Source organism: Shewanella fodinae (assembly GCF_014651955.1).
In the GTDB taxonomy this organism is placed as follows: Bacteria; Pseudomonadota; Gammaproteobacteria; order Enterobacterales; family Shewanellaceae; genus Shewanella; species Shewanella fodinae.
The window spans coordinates 158,442-179,664 of sequence record NZ_BMXW01000006.1 but is presented as its reverse complement, the minus strand read 5'-3'; the positions used below and the strand labels follow the sequence as shown (position 1 = coordinate 179,664).

Below are 21,223 nucleotides of genomic sequence, written 5' to 3'. Positions count from 1 at the left end.
TTTTGGTTTAGGTCGTCATGAACCCATTTGTTTCAAGTCCGCACACCACTCAAAAGAGATTCACTGGCATGCAGGTAATGTTGCTGCTGTTGGCAACCGTGATTATCACCGCTGGTGTCAGTTTCTTGGTGATCCGCACCTATATTTTTCCTAAACCACTCACTCCGGTCACACTCAACGACAAAGAAACGCAAAAGCTGGAGATAAAACTGCGACAGTTAGGGTGGCAAGGCGATAGCCAGACGCATGCAAAATCTACCACTCAGGAACTGACCCCGGAGCCTTACCGCGAATCAGACGCTAAACGACAGCTAACTTTTAGCGAGAAAGAAGTGAATTCCATTATTGGCCGCAGCCCTGATTTTGCTCATCGGGTGGCGATCGATTTTTCTGATAATCTTGCCAGCGCCAAGATCCTCGTGCCTATTCCACAGGACTTTCCCATCATGGCGGGCGAGATTTTACGGGTAAATGCTGGTTTGGATATTCATCTGGATAAAAACCGACGGCCGGTGGTGGCTTTGGTCGGCGTCAGCTTGATGGGCGTACCTATTCCTAATGCTTGGCTTGGCAACATGAAAAATGTCAATTTAGTCAGTGAATTTGGTGACCGAGGGTTTTGGAACGCCTTTGCCGATGGCGTTGAAGATATTCAGATCCACGATGGTGAGTTGTACATCAAGTTACGCCAATAACCTATTGTTAGCGTTAGCTGGCGATAACACAGCAACGCCGAACTATAAGTCAGTCCGGCGTTGTTTTTCGGTGACATTATTTTTTCGGGCGGAATGCTTTGATGACCGCTTCATTGCATTCTAGGTAGGGGCCTTCCATCAGGTCGATGCAATAAGGAATCGCCGGGAACACCGCATCCAGGCATTCGCGGATGGATTTAGGTTTGCCTGGCAGGTTCACAATCAGCGTATCGGCGCGTAATCCCGCAGTCTGGCGCGACAAAATAGCGGTTGGCACATATTGTAGTGACACCTGACGCATCAGTTCGCCAAAGCCCGGCATCATGCGATCACATACCGCTTCTGTGGCTTCGGGGGTAACATCGCGTTTGGCTGGGCCAGTGCCGCCGGTGGTCACAATCAGGCTGCAACCTTCATCGTCCGCCAAACGCTTTAGCGTTGCTTCAATCAGTTTCCGCTCATCGGGGATCACTTCATAGACTGCTTGCCATTCACTGAGCAGATATTCATTGAGGGTAGCAATAATCGCTTTGCCAGAAAGATCTTCGTAGACGCCGGCACTCGCACGATCGCTAACGGTGACGATGCCGATTTTGGCTTTTTCCATATGAAATCTCCCTAAAAAAGTACCCTGGCGCGCTTTTAACCGGCGCTCACAATCACAGTTCAGGGTTGTAAACGTCTGGCCTGCCAGTAATGGCGGCGCCAATAATCATTGTTGAGTGAGGAGATAGTCACGCCCTGACTCGTTGAGGCATGCATAAACTCACCATTACTCAAATAGATACCGACGTGACGTCGTACCCGCCCCGTCTTGAAAAATAAGAGATCACCACTGCGCAGTTGGGCTCGGGTAACGGCATAACCCAACTCGGCCTGTTCTTCTACTGTGCGTGGTAGCGACATGGCTAGCAGTTGTTGATATGTAACGGCAACAAAACCAGAGCAATCAATGCCTTTTTTACTGCTGCCACCAAGGCGATAGGGCACGCCTTGCCATTGTTGCTGTACGGTTTTGAGTTCACCCGTTGACAGCGGATTGGTCGCCGGAACGGCTTGCGGTTCAGTGGGTTGCGAAGGCGCAGAGCTACAGCCGCTGAGTATCAGCAGTAACGTTAGCAGTAGCGTTGCGGTAAATGCCTTCATGAGTTCCCCAAAGTGGTATCAGCGGCATTCTGCCGGAGAGCTTGGAGGCTTGCAACCTCAGATTTTCTGATGTGCATTAAAAACGGCAGCTAAGTGCTGCCGTTCGCATGTCACTAACGCCAATGCTACCTCATGGTAACAAACTCCTCAGCACCAGTGGGGTGGATGGCAACAACGGCGTCAAAGTCGGCTTTGGTGGCGCCCATTTTGATCGCGACACCAAAGCCTTGAAGAATTTCGTCCATACCAAAGCCGATGCCATGGATGCCCACGACTTTTTGTTCGGGGCCAACACATACGAGCTTCATTTTGCAGGGCTGGCGGTGCGAGGTGACTGCGGTGTACATGGCAGTAAAGCTAGATGTATAAACTTTGACGTTATCCTCACCGAAGCGCGCTTTGGCATCAGGTTCGCTCAGCCCCATAGTGCCGATAGGGGGATGGCTGAATACCACGGTGGGAATATTTTCATAATCCATCTTGGCCTGAGGCATGGCGCCAAACAGCCGTTCCGATAACAATCTTCCCGCTTTGACGGCTACCGGCGTTAGTTCCACGCCGCCAGCCATGATGTCACCCACACAATAGATGCCTTTGGCCGAGGTATTTTGCCAGCCGTCGGTAATGATATAACCGTGGGCATCGCGTTCCACTCCAGTATGCTCCAGCCCGAGATTAGCGGTATTGGGGCGTCGGCCAATGGCCCATATTAGACAGTCAACCTGATATTGTTCGCCGTTTTCCAGCGATAAGGTCAGGCTATCATCACTGTTTTTGGTGATGCTTTTAGGAATGCTTTCGGTATGCAAAGTCGGGCCGTCAGCTGCCATGGCCTCCATCAAGGTTTCATACAGCATGGGGTCGAAGTTACGCAGTGGCGCATGTTTACGGACAAACAGGTGCGTTTCACTGCCAAGAGCATGCAGCACTCCGGCAATTTCGACGGCAATATAACCCGCACCTACCACAGCCACCCGTTTCGGTTGCTGGCGCAGGGCGAAGAAGCCATCGGAGTCTATGCCGTACTCGGCCCCAGGGATCTCAGGGATGGTCGGTTGACCCCCCGTGGCGATCAGAATATGGTCAGCACTGTAATGCTCGCCGTTCACTTCTATGGTGTGGCCATCTACGAATCTGCCGTAGCCTTGGACGAGCGTCACTTTATTGCTTGCTAGGCCGCGCTCGTAGGAACCGTGGATGCGGTCGATGTAAGCTTCGCGACTCTGCACTAAGGTATTCCAATCAAAATGCTTGATGCTGACATCAAAGCCATAATCAGCCGCGTACAGTTTCATCGCTTCGGCGATATGCGCGCCGTACCACATCACTTTTTTGGGAACACAACCCACGTTGACGCAGGTGCCGCCGAGTTGTTTTGCTTCTATCAGCAACACCTTGGCGCCACGCATGGCTGCGCGATTAGCTGAAGCAATACCGCCGCTGCCAGCACCAAGGCAGATATAGTCGAAATGTTGGGTCATGTGATAACTCCCGAGCCTGTCCATCAATTGACGCTTACAGCAGCCATTACTGCCATTGAGACCGCCATTGTAGGGAGAATTGCTACCGCTGACCAGCGACTCTGTTGCCGCTTATTAGCGGCGGCAGCGAGACAGATCGGCACTGCTGGGCCCCGTACTGGCACATTTCAGACATGACCATTGTTGTTGATGTTGTGACAATTCTGCCTCTAGGTAGGCGTCAATATGACTGCTTCTCTCCAGACGCCGTTGTAGATCGGCCATGCGGTTATGGAGCCAGCGGCAACTGGCGTCATTGGCAACGGTTGGCGTTGTCTTGGTTTTGGATGTGCGTGATTTTTTGTGGTCCCCTGATGAGATAACCGGGGTTATCGCTTCCACTGCGCGATACTCCAATGCGGCCTTAAATTCCTCAGGTACGGGGAGCGGTTTACCGTCTGCATCCACTGCACGGTTGTGTGGTCGCGGTGTTTGATTATTGAGTTCCGCGGCTGATAACTCTGTGGCAAATAAAGCGGATGAGATCAATAGCAACAATTGGCGGTACATTCCCTGCCTCCGTGGTAGCCGTTCCTTCGACTCTCACAGTGTAGGCGTCATGGCTTGTTGCTGCCATTTTTCAACATTAGAAGCGATAACTCATGGCGATGCCGCCAAATGTTTGATTTGGGTGATCGATACAATCCTCTTCACGCGCCTGCTGTTCAATGTCGCCTTGACCAATGCTGCGGCTAAGTTGCAAGGCAAGATTCAGTTGCGTTGTGATGTCATACGCTGCTTCTACGCCAAATTGGAAATTGTTACGGCCATCATGATGCAGCGAGGCGAATCCCATGTCCCACCCCTGCAAGATATAGGGTGAAATAGTAAGGTGTTCCGTGACCGGCCAGTTGCCGGTGAGACTGAATTCTACAAATGCCCCGTGCGCTTCTGTGGCATAGGTATAGGCCAGATTGGGAGTCAGCCAATCAACACCCGTGTATGAGAGTTCAGCAGAGAGTTCGTTGTCGCTGCAACGCTCATTCCCGAAAAATTCCAGTCGTTTATAGCCGGTCGCCAAAGCGAAATCTGCGGGCAGTGAAAATTGATACATGAACCCCAAATTCAACTCTACAAAATTGCGGCTATCTCCGAAGCCTTGGCGCTCATACCATAACCAGGCACCATCGGTATGTTCAAGACCACTCCAGACGATGCCACTGTGTGGTAGGTTATTGCGCCCTTCTGAGACGTAATGGCTTTCCCAATCCATATAAACCATCGTTTCGCTGTCATTACTGGCAAACGCTGAACTTGCCGCCAGCAGCGACAATGCTGCTATTACGCACTTCATCATGGAGACCTTCTCACTGACCTGCAGTTGTTGACGGGGTCATTGTATTAACAGTTTCATAACTGTAAATAATAATGACTCTTATTTATGATCACAAAAGCATTACTGATGATTGCTGGATATCTGAACAATAATTTGTGACCTGGCTCTATGACCGCACATCGCGTTCCTGCTAGAGGCGGTTAGTTCCGCTAAGTTGCACCAATTACCTTGATAAACGGCTATTGAGGCCTTATCTATAAACTCATTGCCTAGCATCATTTTTACTAAGGACTGACCATGACCAACCCTTTACTGCAAGCTAATGAATTACCGCCTTTTTCAAGCATAAAACCGGAACATATTCAGCCTGCAGTGGAGCAGGCCATCGCCAAATGCCGGGCTAAGATTGATGAGGTGTTGGCTAGTGGTGGCCCATATACTTGGGACAATCTAGTGGCACCGCTGGAGCAGGTGGATGACGAACTGAGCCAGATCTGGTCGCCGATCTCCCATATGAATGCGGTGGTTAGTAATGAAGCTTGGCGTGCGGCTCATGATGCCTGTCTGCCACTGTTATCGGAATATGGCACTTATGTCGGTCAGCATCAGGGGTTGTATCAGGCTTACAAAGCCTTACATGCATCGCCTGCTTTTGCCGAACTAACACAGGCGCAGCAAACCGTTATCGAACACAGCCTGCGTGATTTTGAGTTATCCGGTATTGGTCTTGAAGACCAGCAAAAAGCGCGCTATGGCGAAATCGTAAAACGGATGTCGGAGCTCACCAGCAAATTTTCCAACCAGTTACTGGATGCCACTCACGCCTGGCATAAATTGATCACCGATAAGGCTGAACTGGCCGGTTTACCTGAATCTGCTGTGGATGCCGCCAAAGCCATGGCCGAAGCAAAAGCGTTGGACGGCTGGCTGTTCACACTGGATTATCCTTCCTATCTGCCGGTGATGATGTACAGCGACAACCGTGCGTTGCGTGAAGAGTGCTATCGGGCGTTTGTCACCCGAGCTTCTGATCAAGGACCTAATGCGGGCAAATTTGATAACGGCCCGTTGATGGATGAAATACTCGGCCTGCGTTATGAATTGGCGCAACTGCTGGGGTTTGACACCTTTGCGGAGAAATCGTTGGCAACCAAAATGGCGGAATCACCTGCACAGGTCATCGCGTTCTTGAATGAATTGGCGCTGCGCTCTAAGCCTCAGGCAAAGGCCGAATTGGCAGAGTTGCAGGCGTTTGCGAAAGCGCAATACGGCGTAACCGAATTGGCGGCCTGGGATTTAAGTTACTACGCCGAAAAACTGAAGCAGCATAAATATGAGATCTCGCAGGAACAGCTGCGCCCTTATTTCCCAGAAGACCGAGTGCTGCATGGCTTGTTTTACACCGTTAAGCGTCTGTTTGGGATTGATGTGCAGGAACAACAAGCCTTTGATCGCTGGCATAAAGATGTGCGTTTTTTCAAGTTGATTGATGAAACGGGTGAACATCGTGGCAGTTTCTATCTCGACCTGTACGCCCGCGAGGGTAAACGTGGTGGCGCCTGGATGGATGATTGCCGTGGCCGTCGCGTCACCAGTCATGGTTTGCAAAAACCTGTCGCTTACCTCACCTGTAATTTTAACCGTCCGGTGGGGGATAAACCGGCGCTTTTCACTCATGACGAAGTGACTACCCTGTTCCATGAATTTGGTCATGGTATTCACCATATGTTGACCAAGGTGGATGTGGGTGGCGTTTCCGGTATCAATGGTGTGCCTTGGGATGCGGTGGAACTGCCGAGTCAGTTTATGGAAAACTGGTGTTGGTCCGAGGAAGCGTTAGCAGAGATCTCCGGTCATTATCAGAGCGGCGAACCTTTACCTAAAGCGATGTTGGACAAAATGCTGGCGGCCAAGAATTTCCAGTCTGGAATGATGATGCTGCGGCAACTGGAGTTTGCATTGTTCGATTTCCGTCTACACCAGGAATACGACCCGGCCAAAGGCCCACGTATCCAACAGACGCTCGATGATGTGCGGCGGCAGGTTGCCGTGGTTATTCCGCCAGCATTTAACCGGTTCCAACACGGCTTCTCACATATTTTTGCCGGTGGTTATGCGGCAGGTTACTACAGCTACAAGTGGGCGGAAGTCCTCTCTGCCGATGCTTTTTCCCGTTTCGAAGATGAGGGCGTATTTAACCAACAGACTGGCCGTGATTTCCTACATAATATTCTGGAAAAAGGCGGCTCAGAGGAACCTATGGCGCTATTTGTGCGTTTCCGTGGGCGTGAACCCAGCATTGATGCGCTGTTACGTCATTCTGGAATTGCCGCCTGAAACGTGTGTGAGGTATGAATATGAAAGGCGCCGTCGGGCGCCTTTTGTGATCTAGTTAACACTTGTTGACTGGTAAGACCTCTGTTAGCCTGAGCTCAATTATGACAACTGAGCGAGTGCGATGAATCTGTATTTCCGGCTATTTTGGCTGTTACTTTGGCGCATGCGCCATGCCCGCTGTATTGATTTGCTTGAGGTTTCACGTTTAGCTTTCCGCGCTTGGCCAACGGATTGCGACATCAATATGCACCTGACCAATGCCCGTTATCCGGCGCTGATGGATTTAGCACGCACTTTCATGCTGGCAGAAATGGGGTTGTTAAAGCCATTTTTGCAACGTAAATGGCTACCGATAGTTAACGCGTCTGAATTCACCTTTATCAGGGATATCAAACCTCTACGTAAATTTCATGTTGAGACCAGAATACTCGGATGGGATGACAAGTACTTCTACATTGAGCAACGCTTTGTTAGCGACCGAGGGTTGCATGCTATTGCCAATGTCAGAGGCTTATTCGTTTGTAAAGGCCGAAAAATTGCCACCACAGAACTGTTGCAAGCGGCCCAATATCAGGGAGATATGCCGGAACTTGCCGATGATGTATTGACTTGGAAACAGCTACTGCAATCCAAAAAACAGCAGAATCAAGCATAAACTCAGGACGTGCGTTGGCCGTTTTGCTGCAGCTGTAATAACTGCTCGACTTCGTCTTGTACCAGCATCCAGGAACCCCGCAGCTGTGCATGCAACCAGTAGCTGCCCAGTGCCGGGAAATCCAGCAGATTAAAACGGGTTGGTAATGCTGCCAGACTGGGGATCAGGGCGCAGTCGGCCATGGTAAAACTTTCACCACATAACCAATGGTGTTGCTCTAACTGCTGTTCTAGCTGTGCCAGCAGGGTATGAATGCGGTTTTCCAGTTGTCGTTGCAACAGCGGTTGCTGTAGCTCTTTTGGTAATCTCAGCTGTTGTTCCAGTTGCAGCAGTGGATAACTGAGATAATTATCTATGAGTCGGTCGTATAGGCGTACCTGTAACTGCTGCTGTGCCTCATCTGGTAGCAGCTTGCTGCCAACGTCCACCAATTGGTCCAGATACTCTACTATGATGCTGGACTCTGGTAGCTGTCGGCCATCATTACTTATCAACAAGGGTAAACGGCAGAGTGGTTGCAGCTCGGCAAAAGCCCGCCGTTGCAGCGGATCATGCAAGTCAGTCACCCGCGGCAGGAAACTTAGCTGTTTTTCAAACATCGCCAGCAATACTTTCTGTGAATGGCGAAACAACGGGTAGTAGTAAAGCTCCATCGCGCCCTCCGGCAATTTGGTCACTTTAACTGTAGCGGGTTGCGGCCAATTGCCCCAGTCGTCGCTGCAAAAAATCCTATAACACTTGGATGCGCGCTGGCGGCATATCTGCGCAAGATTGATAGCAACTGAGCGTTAACGGCGCTAGTTGATAATCCAGCGGCAGCCGCTGTTGCTTGGCGCATGAGTTGTGCTGTGGCAATACCGTTCAGTTTGTATTGCTAATTGCCGTAATTGCGTAAAGTTGCCAAAGAATTCCCGGTTATTGTCTGCCAGGCGGATGGCGGATAGCGCCAGAGGGGCGATGCGACAGACGGCAGCGAAGGCATTGCTGCAATTTCTGCAGATACTGGCAGACCATGTAGCGGCTGATGTTGAGTGTCTGTGCCGCAGCGATTAATGCTCCCCCGTTGCACTACTGTGGCAAATACCAGCATACGATATCGATGGAGCATCCATAAAGGTTGCCTGTTGAGTCAGAGTAACCAAAACTATAAGTTGAACAGTGAGCATTTAATTTCGCCATGCAGGGTGCCGAACTTCGGATACCTAGCAGTAGGGACACATACCATGAATAAACCTGAAGCGTTTGATGAGATATATGCCCGTGCCAGTGAACGCAAGGGTGGCCCTGAACGGTTGGAAAGCCTGTTACCAGAAGTGTTAACCCCTGATGAGTTGCAACAGTATTCCGACGCTGAACTGTTATCTGCTATGAGTAAGCAGGTATTTCAGAGTGGGTTTGTCTGGAAAGTGGTGGAACATAAATGGCCACTTTATCAGCAGGCATTTTTTGATTTTGAGCCATCGAAAGTGCTGATGTTGTCGCCGGAACAGATCCAGCAGCGTGCCGCAGATCCGCAGTTGATCCGCCATCTCAAAAAAACACAAGCGATTTACGACAATGCCCAGATGGTGCGTGAAATTGCCCAGGAGCACGGCAGTCTGGCACGTTATATTGCGCTGTGGCCAGTAGAAGAGATCGTCGGGCTTTGGCTGCAACTTAAACAACGTGGCGCTAGGCTCGGAGGTAATACTGGCCCGTATTTTTTGCGAAATATAGGCAAAGATACCTTCTTGCTGACCGACGATGTTAAAGGTTACTTCAAGGCGCATCAGTTAGTGGATGCCAGTTTCACCTCTTTGAGTGGCCTGAATCAGGTACAGGCCGTGTTTAATCACTGGCAGCAGTGCAGTGGTCGCAGTATGGCGCAGATTAGCCGCATACTGTCGTGCAGTGTGGGTGATAACCGGATCTAAAAAAATATGATGTCGTACAAAAATAATGCTTGCAAATCTAAATGAGAATCATTACTATTAATGTGCGTTCCAAAACTCATCCTTAATGACAAGTTTTGTGGTAATGACTTCGAATTATGGTGTTCCTGAGTTTGCAAAGCACGACATTGCTCACACACTCTTTGTGGCCGGGTTAATAACCCGGTCTTTTTTTATCTTTTGCTAGGATGAAGCACTGCTATCGTCGGCTTGTCCGAACAAATTGTCGTAAGGTGGGTTGAATGGCTCTTTGGCGCGGTGGTGCAAACTAATGGTAAATAACGTTCCTTTACCAACGATTGAACGGACATCAATCGTGCCACCTATACGGTTGATGATGCCGTAACTTAGCGATAAGCCCAAGCCAGTACCATCCTTACGGGTGGTGTAAAACGGATCAAAGATGCGACCAATCTGATCGGCGGGAATGCCACGGCCTTCGTCTTCAATTTCAATTCTGGCACCGATAGGTTCACCTTGTACCACCCAGTCATAGGCGCGCAGCCAGATCCGTCCTTTACCATCCATCGCATGTGCTGCATTCATCACCATGTTGATCAACACCTGCAACAATTGTGGTCGGTTAACCTCTACCGGATAACTGGCGTGTAGCTCTGGTAATAACACGACTTCTTGTTTTCCGAGGGAATGACGTACCAGCAACTGCATCTCTTCAATGATCGGTGTTAACTGTTGGATCTCTAATGGCGCATTGAATTCGCCGGGACGGCTGTATTGCAGTAGGCTGCGAATAATGGTACTAATGCGGCCAACCTGCTGAATAATTAGGTCTATTTCTTCTTGCACGCTACTGGCATTATCACCCAGTTCGTAACGTAACAACTCCATATTGCCGAGGATGACTGCGGTAGGGTTATTGATTTCATGGGCAATACCGGCAGTCAGTTCCCCTAGCGCTGTAAGCTTTTCGTTAGTGACCAATTGATGGCGGGTTTCATTCAGCAGCTTAACGTTTTTCTGGAGTTCTTCGGTTTTCTCCTGCAAGCTGCGGGTGCGTTCTTCGACTTTCATCTCCAACTGCTCAGCAGCTGCCTGGATTTGCGCATTGCGGTGTTGTAACAGATCCAGCATCCGATCAAACTGTTCTGCCAGATTCGCCAGTTCGTTGTCGCGATCCAGTCCCAGCGCGCCAATACGCATATTGCGACCTGATTGCACCGCGTTGACAACATGATGAATACGTTCAATGGGTTGCAACAAACTGTAAGCGCCGCGATAAACCAGCATGCCAGAAACCAGCAATACCAGCATCAGTATGGTGCCCAGCTCAATTATGTTTAGCAGGTAATTATGGATAAACGGGGCTTCGGAAAAACCGCTGTAAATCATCCCGATGCGTTTACCCCGGATATCCTCAAGTGGCGCATAGGCCGAAATGAACCAGTCGTTATAGACAAAGGCGCGGTCAATCCACAGTTTGCCTTGATCCAACACCTTTTGCCGTACTTCTTCAGACACTAGTGTTCCGAGTGCTCGGCCCTGCATTCGGTCATGCCCTGGGCCGATATTCAGCGGCACATTGGTACTGATACGGATGTTGTTGAGGAAAATGGTGACTGTGCCTATGGAGTGATCCGGCAGTGTGCCTTTGTCATACACTAAATCGCGGATATGATCGACAATGCGGGTATCACCGTTGATCAGTGTTCCACCGTCCAGATACCAGCCAACATGCCCTTGTGCATCGGGTACAGGTAATAAGCTGCGGCTTAACAAGCCTCTTGTTTCTTCTGCGTTTTTAGGTACTTGTGCTCTTGGCGTCGCAACGATTGGGATATGTGCGCGTTGTGCCAGATGACTGTCTATGCGGGTGAGTTCGGAATCCCCGAGTACCATCAACCCAGAGTAAGCCTGATGTCCTATCACTCTGGGCAACATCTGCCGTAATTGCGGGTCTCCAGCCACGTTATCAATGCTCACTAAGCGCAGGAAATCCAGGTTAAGTAGTTTCTGCTGTTGCTGCAAAAACTCATGAATCGCGTCCAGTTGTGCATTATTGCCGTTTTCGATAGCGCGAAAACCGGTCTGGAATTCATAAGAGTGCATGACTCTTTCCAGCTGCTTTTCTTGATGATCCTGTACCGATGACAGCGTGTTTATGGCTACCGTAAGATCGGCTTTGACCTTCATAAACAGCTGCTTGCCTGTGTAGCTGATATTCCAGTAAATCGTGATAAATACCAGACTCACCAGTGTCAGCAAGATAGGCAACAGTGTCAGGATTAAAATGCGATAACGCACCTTGGCTTGCATCTGCCGCCAAGTAAGGCCGAAAAACCGCTGAAACAGCGACACTTAATCCTCCGCATCCGGGTCGGTATCAAACCACTCTTTATATTTACGATCCAACGTCTTACGCGATACACCAAGAATTCTTGCCGCTGCCGATTTGTTGCCACCGTGAGCATCAACTACCGCCGTGACATGATCGCGTTCCACATCTTTTAATGGCCAATCCAGCGGGTAGCCGGTTTGTACCGGTTGTTCCATTTTGGGTAATTCTTTCCAGTATTCTGCCGGTGGTTTACCCAGCAGCAGGCAACGTTCAATCATGTTGCGCAGTTCGCGGATATTGCCGGGCCAAGAATATTGCTGCAGTTTCAGCAGATCTTCATGGCTCCATACGACTTCGCGTACCCCCAGTTCTGCGCCCAGTTGACGGGTAAAATGATGGGTCAGTTCCACCACATCTTCAGGACGGCTACGCAGCGGCGGGATCACAATATTGAGCACATTCAGCCGATAAAACAGATCGCGACGGAACCCACCCGCTTCCACTTCTTCAGCCAGTTTACGGTTAGTAGCAGCAATGACTCTGACATCGATAGCCACCTCTTTTTCGCTGCCGACGGGGCGGATGGATTTCTGCTCTAATACCCGCAGCAACGATGTTTGCATCTTCAGCGGCATCTCGCCGATTTCATCGAGAAAAATGGTGCCACCGGAGGCAAAACTGAATAGACCTTCACGGTTCCCTTTGGCGCCAGTAAAAGAACCTGCGGTGTGACCAAACAATTCGCTTTCCAACAGCTCCGGCGCAATGGCACCACAGTTTACTGGCACGAACGGCCCTTGGCGGCCACTGAGTAGATGTAACTGACGCGCGACCAACTCTTTGCCTGTGCCTGACTCCCCTTCTATGAGGATCACCGAATTGGTTGGTGCCACGCGCTCAATGATGCGTTTCACCTCTTTCATGGCATCGCTGTTGCCGATAATTGAAGAGGAATAACCTGCTGACACCTCGCGGCGTAGCATCAAATTTTCGCGTTTCAGCAGTCGCCGTTCGATACAGCGATCCACTGACTGCATCATCTGGTCCAGATGGAACGGCTTGAGGATAAAATCTGACGCACCAGCACGCAGTGCCTGAATTGCCACATCCATATCGGCATAACCGGTCATGAAAATAATATCGGAGCGGCGTTCCTGATCATCTAATGCTTCGCGCCATTCGATACCGGAACGTCCCGGCAGCCGAATGTCGACTATTAGCAGATCAAAATGGCAGCGACTGCGCAATTGTTCCGCCTCTTCAATGCTGGCGGCTGTTTCAACGAGGGCGAATTTTTTGGTCAGTGCTTTACTGAGAAAACTCCGCATTCCCGGTTCATCATCAACGATCAATACCGATACCGCAGACGGTAGTGGCTTTAGTGGCGGATCAATTTGGCTCATAGACTTATTCGGCAAGACATTTTGACTCATTAGCCTAGCATTCTATCATTGATGTTGCATAAATTGGTCAGTATGGGCCATGTAAAAACTTGTGTGTGACAAAATGTCTGGATGGTTTTTAATAAGCTTGTGATTTGGCTCACATGAAACTACCCTCTTGTACGCATTTTGCCCAAAATTGGTAGTGGCATCTAAATTGCTATATTTGGCCGAAATAAAAAATGGACAAGGTTTCCCGCTATGAATGGAAATCCGTTCCGTATTATCAAGGAGCAATCATGCTGAAAATGAAACAACTGTTGGGGTTCGTTGTTGCTGCTGGGATGCTGTTTAATATCTCCGCTTATGCCCAGGATACAAAAATCATCAAACTCGCAACTACCACCAGCACTGAAAACTCAGGCTTGCTGGGGTATTTGCTGCCTAAGTTTGAAGCTGATACCGGTTACAAAGTACAGGTGATTGCCACTGGTACCGGTAAGGCGCTGAAACTCGGTTCTCAGGGCGATGTGGATCTGGTGATGACCCATGCGCCAAATGCTGAAGCTAAATTTGTTAACGATGGCTTTGGTGTTGAGCCTCGCGGCATTATGGAAAACGATTTTGTGGTGCTCGGTCCGAAAAATGACCCTGCTAAAATCCGCGACAGCAAATCTGCCGAAGAAGCTTTCACAAAAATCGCCAAGTCAGGTGTTCCTTTTATCTCTCGCGGTGACGATTCAGGTACCAACAAGAAAGAACTGTTGATCTGGAAAGCGGCTGACGTGAAACCTGATTTTGCCGGATATAAATCGGTAGGCCAAGGCATGGGTAAGACACTGCTGATGGCTAACGAAATGCAGGGATATACTCTGTCGGATCGTGGCACTTACATCGCTTATGAAGGCAAATTGGATCTGCAGATCGATTTTGACGGCGGTAAAACACTGGCTAACCCTTATCAGGTTATTCTGATCAACGCTAAAAAATATCCAGATTTGAACCATAAAGGTGCCCGTGCATTCAGTGACTGGCTCATCAGTGATAAAGGTCAGCAATTGATCAATGACTTTAAAGTGCAAGGACAGCAGCTGTTTAAAGCCACTTATCACAAATGACAGAAGGCTGGTTAGCCCTGATACAGCAGGCCTTTGGCCTGCTGTTTAGTCTGGACCCTGAAGTCTGGTCGATCATCTCAGTGTCTTTTTCCGTGTCGTTCGCGGCACTGCTTATCACCCTTGTCCCCTCATTAATCATCGGATTTATACTAGCATTCAGCCATTTTCGTGGTCATTGGATTGCTATTAATCTGGTGCAGACATTACAGTCAGTACCCACGGTGGTGATTGGTTTGCTGGTATATCTGCTGCTTACCCGCAATGGTGCCTTTGGCGATCTGCACTGGCTGTTCACCCAAAAAGGGATGATTGTGGGGCAGATGATGATCTGTGCACCTGTGCTGGTGGCCATGAGCCATGCCGCTTTCACCAGTGTTGATCGGCGTGCCTGGGAGACCTGCCGCACCTTGGGGGCCAGCTGGTTAGGCGCGGTGTGGGTGATTTGTCGTGAGCTGCGGGTGCCGCTGTTGATGGCCGTCATCGCTGCGTTCTCTCGCATTGTGACAGAAGTGGGTTGTTCCATGATGGTGGGCGGTAACATTGCCGAGGTAACCCGCAATATCCCTACGGCTATTGCCCTGGAAACCAGCAAAGGTGACTTTGCGCAGGCGATTGCCTTGGGGCTGGTGTTACTGATTTTGTCACTGATCCTGAATTTTATGCTGGGAGCCTTGCGTGGTGCGGCTCAGCCACGAAGCCATTAGGACGTCATATGTGCAGACTTATTGCCAGTGATATCGAGATGCGCTTTGGTGAACGTCAGCTGTTCACCGCCGAACATCTGTGTTTTAGCCAAAATGACGTTATCTACCTTAGTGGAGATAATGGCAGTGGTAAAACCACGTTAATGAAGTTATTGGCCGGGTTGTTACGGCCAACCCGTGGCGCTATTGTGGCTGAAGGTTTCGCTAAGGCATCTTGGTGGCGTAAAGATTCCTTGCTTGGTAAAGCCTTGTATCTGCATCAACATCCCTATCTGTTTGAAGGTAATGTCAGCTACAATTTGCAGCTGGTTCAGCGCTACAGTAGGCTGAGTGAGGCTGAACAGCGTCAACGTATGACCTCTGCCATCGAACTGGCGAAACTGGATAATTTACTGAAAGCCAATGCCTCCACTTTATCTGGAGGTGAACGGCAGCGATTGGCGCTGGCTCGAGTGTGGTTGTTGAAACCATCATTACTGATGCTGGATGAACCTATCTCCAATATGGATCAGGTATCGCAACAGTTGGTTTGTCAGATGATCGGCGAATTAAAACATCAACACACCGGGCTGTTGATAAGTAGTCACCAGGACTCTGAGTTAATTCAATTATGCAATGAACGTTGGCAAATTAAGTCGCAGCGGATTACGACTACTCAATTATATTCGGGGACACAGGCGGAGTTGAACAGACATCATGTCGCAGCAGATTGAAGCAATGATTCTTGCCGGTGGGCTGGCAAGACGCATGGGGGGCGAAGATAAGGGGCTGATCGAGCTCTTGGATAAACCCATGATTGTGCATGTGATTGACCGACTTAGAAATCAAGTAAATAAGATACGGATCAACGCTAATAAAAATCAGGAAAGGTATGCTGCTTTCGGTTTTGAGGTCTTTGCTGATCAGTTGCAAGGTTTTCTTGGACCGCTGGCGGGTATCTACAGTGGCCTGGCGGAATGTCAGACCGAGCTGATGTTGGTGGTGCCTTGTGATTGTCCATTGTTACCACTGGATTTAGCGCAACGCATGCAGCAGCAACTTCTGGCGGAAGATGCTGACTTAGCGGTGGCAACCGATGGTGAACGCGATCATTCGGTGGTGTTATTGTTGAAGCCGAAACTACGGCAATCATTAAAGACTTACTTGGAGAGTGGCCAGCGTCGAGTAGAAAGCTGGTTTGAAGATTTTAAAGTCGCCAGAGTATCATTTGCTGATCAACCCAATGCGTTTGTGAATGTCAACACTCAAGAACAGAAACAGCAATTGGCCGCAGTGATATCAAAAGCTTAAAGAGGTTCCTATGAGCACTGTTTTTCACAACCCGTTGTCAATTCCAGTATTGGGGTTTTGTGCCTATAGTGGCACTGGCAAGACCACCCTGCTGAAGCAATTGATCCCCGTCTTGAAACAACGAGGGTTGCGGTTGGCCGTGCTCAAACATGCGCATCACAATTTCGATGTGGATATTCCCGGCAAAGACAGTTATGAAATGCGCAAAGCCGGAGCCCGACAAATGCTAGTGGCCTCCCACGTACGCTGGGCTTTGATGACCGAGGATCCACAAGAAACGGATCCAGATCTGGTGCATTTGCTGCAACAGTTGGAAGCCGATAAAGCCGATTTGGTGTTGGTTGAAGGTTTCAAAAAGCTGGCGTTACCAAAAATTGAATTACATCGGGCGGCGCTGGGTAAACCTTTTATCTATACCGAAGACCCTAATATTCTGGCGGTTGCCTGTTGTGACGAAACCCAGTTACCCGCGCAAATTCTGCGGCTGGATATCAACAACATTGAGCAGATTGCGGATTTTGTTCTGCAATATGCCGCTAACTGGCGGCCGTCGCACCCCGTAGTAAAACCGCTGCCGCTTGATGCCGGTGAAACTGGCGATGGCGACAATCTGTCTGTGCGCCAGGGGATCGATAAGATCCTAGCGCAAGTGCAACCTATCAGTGCTACAGAAACATTGATGCTGGATGATAGCGACAACCGTATCTTGGCTTGTGATGCGGTATCGCCCGTAGATGTCCCTCAGCAGACTAATTCCGCGATGGATGGCTATGCCTTTGTCCACCGCGAACCGTTGCCAGAAGCCTTTGAGGTGAAAGGTGAAGTGTTGGCTGGGCACAGCTACGATGCGCAACTGCAAATTGGTGAAACGGTGCGAATTATGACGGGCGCGCCATTGCCAACAGGGGCCAATGCGGTGCAGCCACGAGAGCTGGCGGACGAAGCCGATGGATATGTGCGTTTCTCTGGCAAACTCAAGGCCGGGCAAAATGTCCGCTTGGCTGGTGAAGACATTGCTAAAGGTGCGGTTGCTTTAGCCGCAGGTAGTCGTCTTGGTGCGGCGGAGCAAGGCTTATTAGCGTCTTTAGGGTTTGCGCAAATCAGTGCCGTGCGCCGTCCGGTAGTTGCCGTTTTTTCATCGGGTGATGAGGTCTGCCAACCGGGCACTGAACTAAAACCGAATTGTATCTATGATTCTAATCGTTTCACTATCAAAGCGATGGCAAAACGGTTGGGGTGTGACGTTATCGATCTTGGCATTATCGAAGATTCAGAAGCTGCGCTGACTGCCGCACTGGCAGGTGCAGCCGCCAAGGCTGACGTTGTGATCAGCTCCGGTGGCGTATCGGTCGGTAATGCTGATTACATCAAAAAGGTACTGGCGGCTATTGGCGAAGTGCATTTCTGGCGCATCAATATGCGGCCTGGTAGGCCGTTAGCTTTTGGCAAGGTCAACGATGCCTTGTTCTTTGGCTTGCCGGGGAATCCTGTGGCGACGATGGTGGTCTTTCTGCTATTTGTGCAGCCAGCTCTGCGTAAACTGGCAGGCGAGCTCGACTGGCAACCGCAATTACTGCCCGCCATTGCCGATGAAACCTTCAAAAGCCGTCAGGGGCGCACAGAATTTAGCCGGGCAATTGCCCGTATCGGCGCTGATGGTCAACTGCATGTGACATCCACCGGCTCGCAGGGATCGGGCATGTTAAGCTCTATGGTGAAGGGCAACTGCTTGGCGGTAATAGGCGATCAGGATGAACGTGTTGCTGCTGGACAGCCCTTATACATTCTGCCATTTGGCGCGCTGCTGTGAGGTATGGTTATGAACCTCAGCGATGGTTTTTCCCGCAAGGTTGAATACCTGCGGTTATCGGTAACTGACAGGTGCGACTTCCGTTGTGTTTATTGTATGGGCGATAATCCCCGCTTTTTGCCCAAGCATCAGGTGTTGTCGCTAGAAGAAATGGCGCATGTGTGCCAGGCGTTCACCGAGATGGGGGTGACCAAGATCCGCCTGACCGGTGGTGAACCGTTGATGCGCCGCGATGTTACGCAATTGGTGGCACGTTTACATCAGTTGCCTGGATTGCGGGAGCTGTCGATGACCACTAACGGTTCACATCTAACCAAGTTGGCTCCTACGCTGAAAGCCGCCGGTTTGTCACGACTCAATATCAGTCTGGACACACTTAATCCTGTACGGTTTCAGGCGCTAACGCGTATTGGTAAGCTAGAACGCGTGGTGGCAGGAATCGATGCTGCCATTGACGCCGGTTTTGAGCGGATAAAGGTGAATGCGGTAATCCTTAAACAGCGCAATGAAGATGAAATTCTGGCGCTGGTGGAGTTTTGCCGTGGTCGGGGGCTGGATATTGCTTTTATTGAAGAGATGCCGCTAGGACAGATAGTCGAAAGGGAATCACCTCGTTATATGTCCAGTGACGATGTGCAGCGGGTAATTGAGCAGCATTATCCGTTAACGCTGTCTAACCGTCGTACTGGTGGCCCCTGCCGTTATTTCCAGATGCCTGACAGTGATATCCATATCGGTTTTATCTCTCCTCATAGTCACAATTTCTGCCATGAATGTAACCGCGTGCGAGTGACTGCCGACGGCCGCTTGCTGCTGTGTCTGGGGAATGAAAACTCGGTGGACCTGAAACAAGTCTTGCGTGAGTACCCGGATGATATTGGACTGTTGCAGCAAACCATTACTGAGTCTTTGCAACGCAAGCCGCGCTCACATCATTTTGATCAGCCTGATAGTCCGCAAATCCTACGTTTCATGAATGCCACTGGTGGCTGAGGTTCCGCCAGTGATAGACTGAGGTGGTATTGGCCGAGAATATCAATTATGGCGCTGACCCGCAGACAGTGGAATAACATCCTTATTATTGCATCGGTGGTGATGATAGGGTTGTTGACGATGCTGAATAAGCACACCCATGATACCCCCAAAGAAACTGTGCCGTTATTTGATAAGCAGGCGCGGTTAGCGCAATTGCAGCTTTCAGGTGTATGGATGACTCGTAATGCCAGAGATGAATGGCAGTGTGATGATAAAGTCCTGAACTGCAAGCAATGGGTTGACAGTTGGCTGCATATTCGTGTGTCACCACTGCTAGATGAGCCTCAATTGGACGCCTCGGCTAAACCTCAGGAACTGTTGTTGCAATTAACCGATCGTGAAGCGCAAATCTGGTTACTATTTGTTGACACTGGACTGTTGAAATCGGCGGCCGGTAATTGGTACCAGATCCCGCCTAGTCAACGAGCTTCACTGGTGCCGCTACTTAATGCTGAGCGTTGATCTTAGTTAAATCGAGAGACATTCCCTTTATGCCAGAATTACCCGAAGTTGAGGTAACCCGCCGCGGTATTGAACCTTGGTTGGTAGGGCAAACTGTACGCCGGTTGGTGGTTCGTAATGCTAACTTACGTTGGCCGGTGCCAGAGGTTGCCGGGCAGATTGTTGGGCAAACCATTCGCGCGGTGCGACGTCGTGCCAAATATCTGTTGCTTGATACCGATGCTGGCACCACCATAGTGCATCTGGGAATGTCTGGTAGTTTACGTATTCTTACGCGTGCTACACCACCAGCGAAGCATGACCATATCGATCTGGAATTGGCGAATGGCTGTGTCCTCCGGTTTAACGATCCACGCCGTTTTGGCGCCTGGTTGTGGTGTGAGTTACCGGAGCAGGCCCATCCTCTGTTGTCAAAGCTGGGGCCGGAGCCGTTGACCGAGGCTTTCAATCCGCAATACCTGCAACAGGCGCTCAACGGTAAAAGTAAGGCGATGAAGCTGTGTCTGATGGACAATGCCATTGTGGTTGGTGTTGGCAATATTTACGCGAATGAAGCGTTGTTTGCGGCAGGGATCCACCCGCAGACAGCAGGTGAGCGGGTAACTGTTGAGCAACTATTAGTGCTGGTCGCTGAGATTAAGGCTATTCTGGCTCAAGCTATTGAGCAAGGGGGCACGACTCTCAAAGATTTTGTTAATGCAGATGGCAAACCGGGCTATTTTGCGCAGAAGTTACTGGTTTACGGCCGTGGTGGTCAACCTTGTCTACATTGCGGGAGCCTGCTATCAGAAATTCGTCTCGGACAACGTAGCACGGTATTTTGTCCAACTTGCCAACCCGCCAAAGCGAGTAAAGCCGTCAGCAAGCCGAAAAACCGGTCAACAGATTAGCAATTCCTTATTGTCGGCACCGCAGTTATTAGCGTTAATTCAATCGATTGCCGACATTATTAAATTTTTGGCAACAATTGCTAGACAGTTAGTGACATTATTTGGATTTACTTAACTAATAAATACCGTTAGCCTGATTTCTTCCTGTTAATGATGTAAGGAGGAGTTGTGGCGGCGCGCATCAAGGTTGTTGCCAGTTACGGCGTGCGTCTTGGTAGCATGGTTGTGGGTTGCTTACTGGCCGGATATCTGTTTTTTTATCTCGTGGGTTTTGCCGAAACACGTGCGGCCGATGAATTTTGCCAAGTGTTACCGTTACAGCTAGCAGAATCACCACAGCAATTATGGCTAGCAGAAGTGAGTTTTTCTAATTGCAATACCGGACATTCGCATCAGTGGTACAGTTATCTGGGATTGGTGGACAAGATCTCTGGCGACCGTTATCCGGCGCTGATGGTAGTTAAAGGACGTCACGAGCAACTGGCATTAGCCTGGCAAGAAGACGGATTGTTACAAGTTGGCGGATTTCCCGCAGATGCTCTGGTGCATTTTGAACAGCCCGCTGCCGATGATGTTACCCTTTCATTTTCATCCCAATAAAATTTCCAAACTGTTATTCAACAACTGTTAAACCAGCATACGAAACGGTATGTTACGCTAGCGTGCGCCGACGGTG

At 49.9% G+C, this 21,223-nt stretch carries 22 protein-coding genes; 14 read left to right on the top strand and 8 right to left on the bottom strand.

The features are described 5' to 3' along the window. Positions 1 to 17 precede the first annotated feature (17 nt). Positions 18 to 695 carry an arginine N-succinyltransferase gene (locus tag IE064_RS07845; RefSeq protein WP_189617356.1) on the top strand — a complete coding sequence of 226 codons (678 nt, stop codon included), beginning with the start codon at positions 18 to 20 and terminating at the stop codon, positions 693 to 695. 76 nt (positions 696 to 771) lie between these two features. On the opposite strand, the gene mog is transcribed toward IE064_RS07845, so the two are convergent. The 5 genes from mog to IE064_RS07820 all read right to left on the bottom strand — a co-directional run bounded on the left by mog (position 772) and on the right by IE064_RS07820 (position 4,658). Beyond that, positions 772 to 1,302: a molybdopterin adenylyltransferase gene (mog, locus tag IE064_RS07840; RefSeq protein ID WP_133038264.1), complete on the bottom strand. Its 531-nt coding sequence runs from the start codon at positions 1,300 to 1,302 to the stop codon at positions 772 to 774. 59 nt (positions 1,303 to 1,361) lie between these two features. After that, a complete protein-coding gene (locus tag IE064_RS07835; protein ID WP_189617355.1) occupies positions 1,362 to 1,841 on the bottom strand; it encodes an NlpC/P60 family protein in 480 nt (159 codons plus the stop codon). A 125-nt stretch (positions 1,842 to 1,966) separates the two neighbouring features. Beyond that, positions 1,967 to 3,322 carry a glutathione-disulfide reductase gene (gene gorA, locus IE064_RS07830; protein ID WP_189617354.1) on the bottom strand — a complete coding sequence of 452 codons (1,356 nt, stop codon included), beginning with the start codon at positions 3,320 to 3,322 and terminating at the stop codon, positions 1,967 to 1,969. 114 nt (positions 3,323 to 3,436) lie between these two features. Continuing rightward, positions 3,437 to 3,871, bottom strand: a complete 435-nt coding sequence (locus IE064_RS07825) for a hypothetical protein (RefSeq protein ID WP_189617353.1) — start codon at positions 3,869 to 3,871, stop codon at positions 3,437 to 3,439. 76 nt (positions 3,872 to 3,947) lie between these two features. Next, positions 3,948 to 4,658, bottom strand: coding sequence for a hypothetical protein (locus IE064_RS07820; protein ID WP_189617352.1), 711 nt, complete (start codon positions 4,656 to 4,658; stop codon positions 3,948 to 3,950). Between the two features lie 276 nt (positions 4,659 to 4,934). Between IE064_RS07820 and prlC the strand changes: the two genes are divergently transcribed. Together prlC and IE064_RS07810 are read left to right on the top strand one after the other, a co-directional pair. Beyond that, the gene (gene prlC / locus IE064_RS07815; RefSeq protein ID WP_189617351.1) at positions 4,935 to 6,974 is read left to right on the top strand and encodes an oligopeptidase A; all 2,040 of its coding nucleotides are present in this window, start codon (positions 4,935 to 4,937) and stop codon (positions 6,972 to 6,974) included. A gap of 121 nt (positions 6,975 to 7,095) precedes the next feature. Then, positions 7,096 to 7,629 carry a thioesterase family protein gene (locus IE064_RS07810; protein WP_189617350.1) on the top strand — a complete coding sequence of 178 codons (534 nt, stop codon included), beginning with the start codon at positions 7,096 to 7,098 and terminating at the stop codon, positions 7,627 to 7,629. Positions 7,630 to 7,631: 2 nt separating this feature from the next. Here the strand turns inward: IE064_RS07810 and IE064_RS07805 are convergent, their stop codons facing one another. Beyond that, on the bottom strand, positions 7,632 to 8,282 hold the full coding sequence (locus tag IE064_RS07805) for a glutathione S-transferase family protein (protein WP_189617349.1): 651 nt from the start codon (positions 8,280 to 8,282) through the stop codon (positions 7,632 to 7,634). Positions 8,283 to 8,526: 244 nt separating this feature from the next. Here IE064_RS07805 and IE064_RS07800 point away from each other — a divergent pair, with 244 nt between their 5' ends. Continuing rightward, positions 8,527 to 8,682: a hypothetical protein gene (locus tag IE064_RS07800; protein WP_189617348.1), complete on the top strand. Its 156-nt coding sequence runs from the start codon at positions 8,527 to 8,529 to the stop codon at positions 8,680 to 8,682. A 170-nt stretch (positions 8,683 to 8,852) separates the two neighbouring features. After that, positions 8,853 to 9,542, top strand: a complete 690-nt coding sequence (locus tag IE064_RS07795; RefSeq protein ID WP_189617347.1) for a DNA-3-methyladenine glycosylase I — start codon at positions 8,853 to 8,855, stop codon at positions 9,540 to 9,542. 201 nt (positions 9,543 to 9,743) lie between these two features. Here IE064_RS07795 and IE064_RS07790 read toward each other — a convergent pair whose 3' ends face one another. Together IE064_RS07790 and IE064_RS07785 are read right to left on the bottom strand one after the other, a co-directional pair. Next, positions 9,744 to 11,876 carry a sensor histidine kinase gene (locus IE064_RS07790; protein ID WP_133038252.1) on the bottom strand — a complete coding sequence of 711 codons (2,133 nt, stop codon included), beginning with the start codon at positions 11,874 to 11,876 and terminating at the stop codon, positions 9,744 to 9,746. Then, positions 11,877 to 13,259 (bottom strand): sigma-54-dependent transcriptional regulator, encoded by a 1,383-nt coding sequence (locus tag IE064_RS07785; RefSeq protein ID WP_133038251.1) that lies wholly within the window; start codon positions 13,257 to 13,259, stop codon positions 11,877 to 11,879. Positions 13,260 to 13,537: 278 nt separating this feature from the next. Here IE064_RS07785 and IE064_RS07780 point away from each other — a divergent pair, with 278 nt between their 5' ends. The 9 genes from IE064_RS07780 (at position 13,538) to IE064_RS07740 (ending at position 21,147) form a co-directional block, all read left to right on the top strand. Beyond that, positions 13,538 to 14,356, top strand: coding sequence for an ABC transporter substrate-binding protein (locus IE064_RS07780; protein WP_189617346.1), 819 nt, complete (start codon positions 13,538 to 13,540; stop codon positions 14,354 to 14,356). After that, on the top strand, positions 14,353 to 15,060 hold the full coding sequence (locus IE064_RS07775; RefSeq protein WP_189617345.1) for an ABC transporter permease: 708 nt from the start codon (positions 14,353 to 14,355) through the stop codon (positions 15,058 to 15,060). Before IE064_RS07780 ends, IE064_RS07775 begins: the two co-directional genes overlap by 4 nt. An 8-nt stretch (positions 15,061 to 15,068) precedes the next feature. Next, positions 15,069 to 15,773 carry an energy-coupling factor ABC transporter ATP-binding protein gene (locus tag IE064_RS07770; RefSeq protein WP_189617344.1) on the top strand — a complete coding sequence of 235 codons (705 nt, stop codon included), beginning with the start codon at positions 15,069 to 15,071 and terminating at the stop codon, positions 15,771 to 15,773. Then, positions 15,757 to 16,350 carry a molybdenum cofactor guanylyltransferase MobA gene (mobA, locus tag IE064_RS07765; protein ID WP_189617343.1) on the top strand — a complete coding sequence of 198 codons (594 nt, stop codon included), beginning with the start codon at positions 15,757 to 15,759 and terminating at the stop codon, positions 16,348 to 16,350. Before IE064_RS07770 ends, mobA begins: the two co-directional genes overlap by 17 nt. Positions 16,351 to 16,360: 10 nt before the next feature. Next, the gene (locus IE064_RS07760; RefSeq protein ID WP_189617342.1) at positions 16,361 to 18,160 is read left to right on the top strand and encodes a bifunctional molybdopterin-guanine dinucleotide biosynthesis adaptor protein MobB/molybdopterin molybdotransferase MoeA; all 1,800 of its coding nucleotides are present in this window, start codon (positions 16,361 to 16,363) and stop codon (positions 18,158 to 18,160) included. A gap of 9 nt (positions 18,161 to 18,169) precedes the next feature. Further along, positions 18,170 to 19,153 (top strand): GTP 3',8-cyclase MoaA, encoded by a 984-nt coding sequence (moaA, locus tag IE064_RS07755; protein ID WP_189617341.1) that lies wholly within the window; start codon positions 18,170 to 18,172, stop codon positions 19,151 to 19,153. A 48-nt stretch (positions 19,154 to 19,201) separates the two neighbouring features. Then, complete coding sequence (locus tag IE064_RS07750) at positions 19,202 to 19,657, top strand: hypothetical protein (RefSeq protein WP_133038244.1); 456 nt, start codon at positions 19,202 to 19,204, stop codon at positions 19,655 to 19,657. Between the two features lie 29 nt (positions 19,658 to 19,686). Beyond that, complete coding sequence (gene mutM, locus IE064_RS07745; protein ID WP_189617340.1) at positions 19,687 to 20,547, top strand: bifunctional DNA-formamidopyrimidine glycosylase/DNA-(apurinic or apyrimidinic site) lyase; 861 nt, start codon at positions 19,687 to 19,689, stop codon at positions 20,545 to 20,547. Positions 20,548 to 20,715: 168 nt separating this feature from the next. Further along, entirely contained in the window at positions 20,716 to 21,147 is a 432-nt protein-coding gene (locus tag IE064_RS07740) for a hypothetical protein (protein WP_189617339.1), read from the top strand. Positions 21,148 to 21,223: the final 76 nt, after the last annotated feature.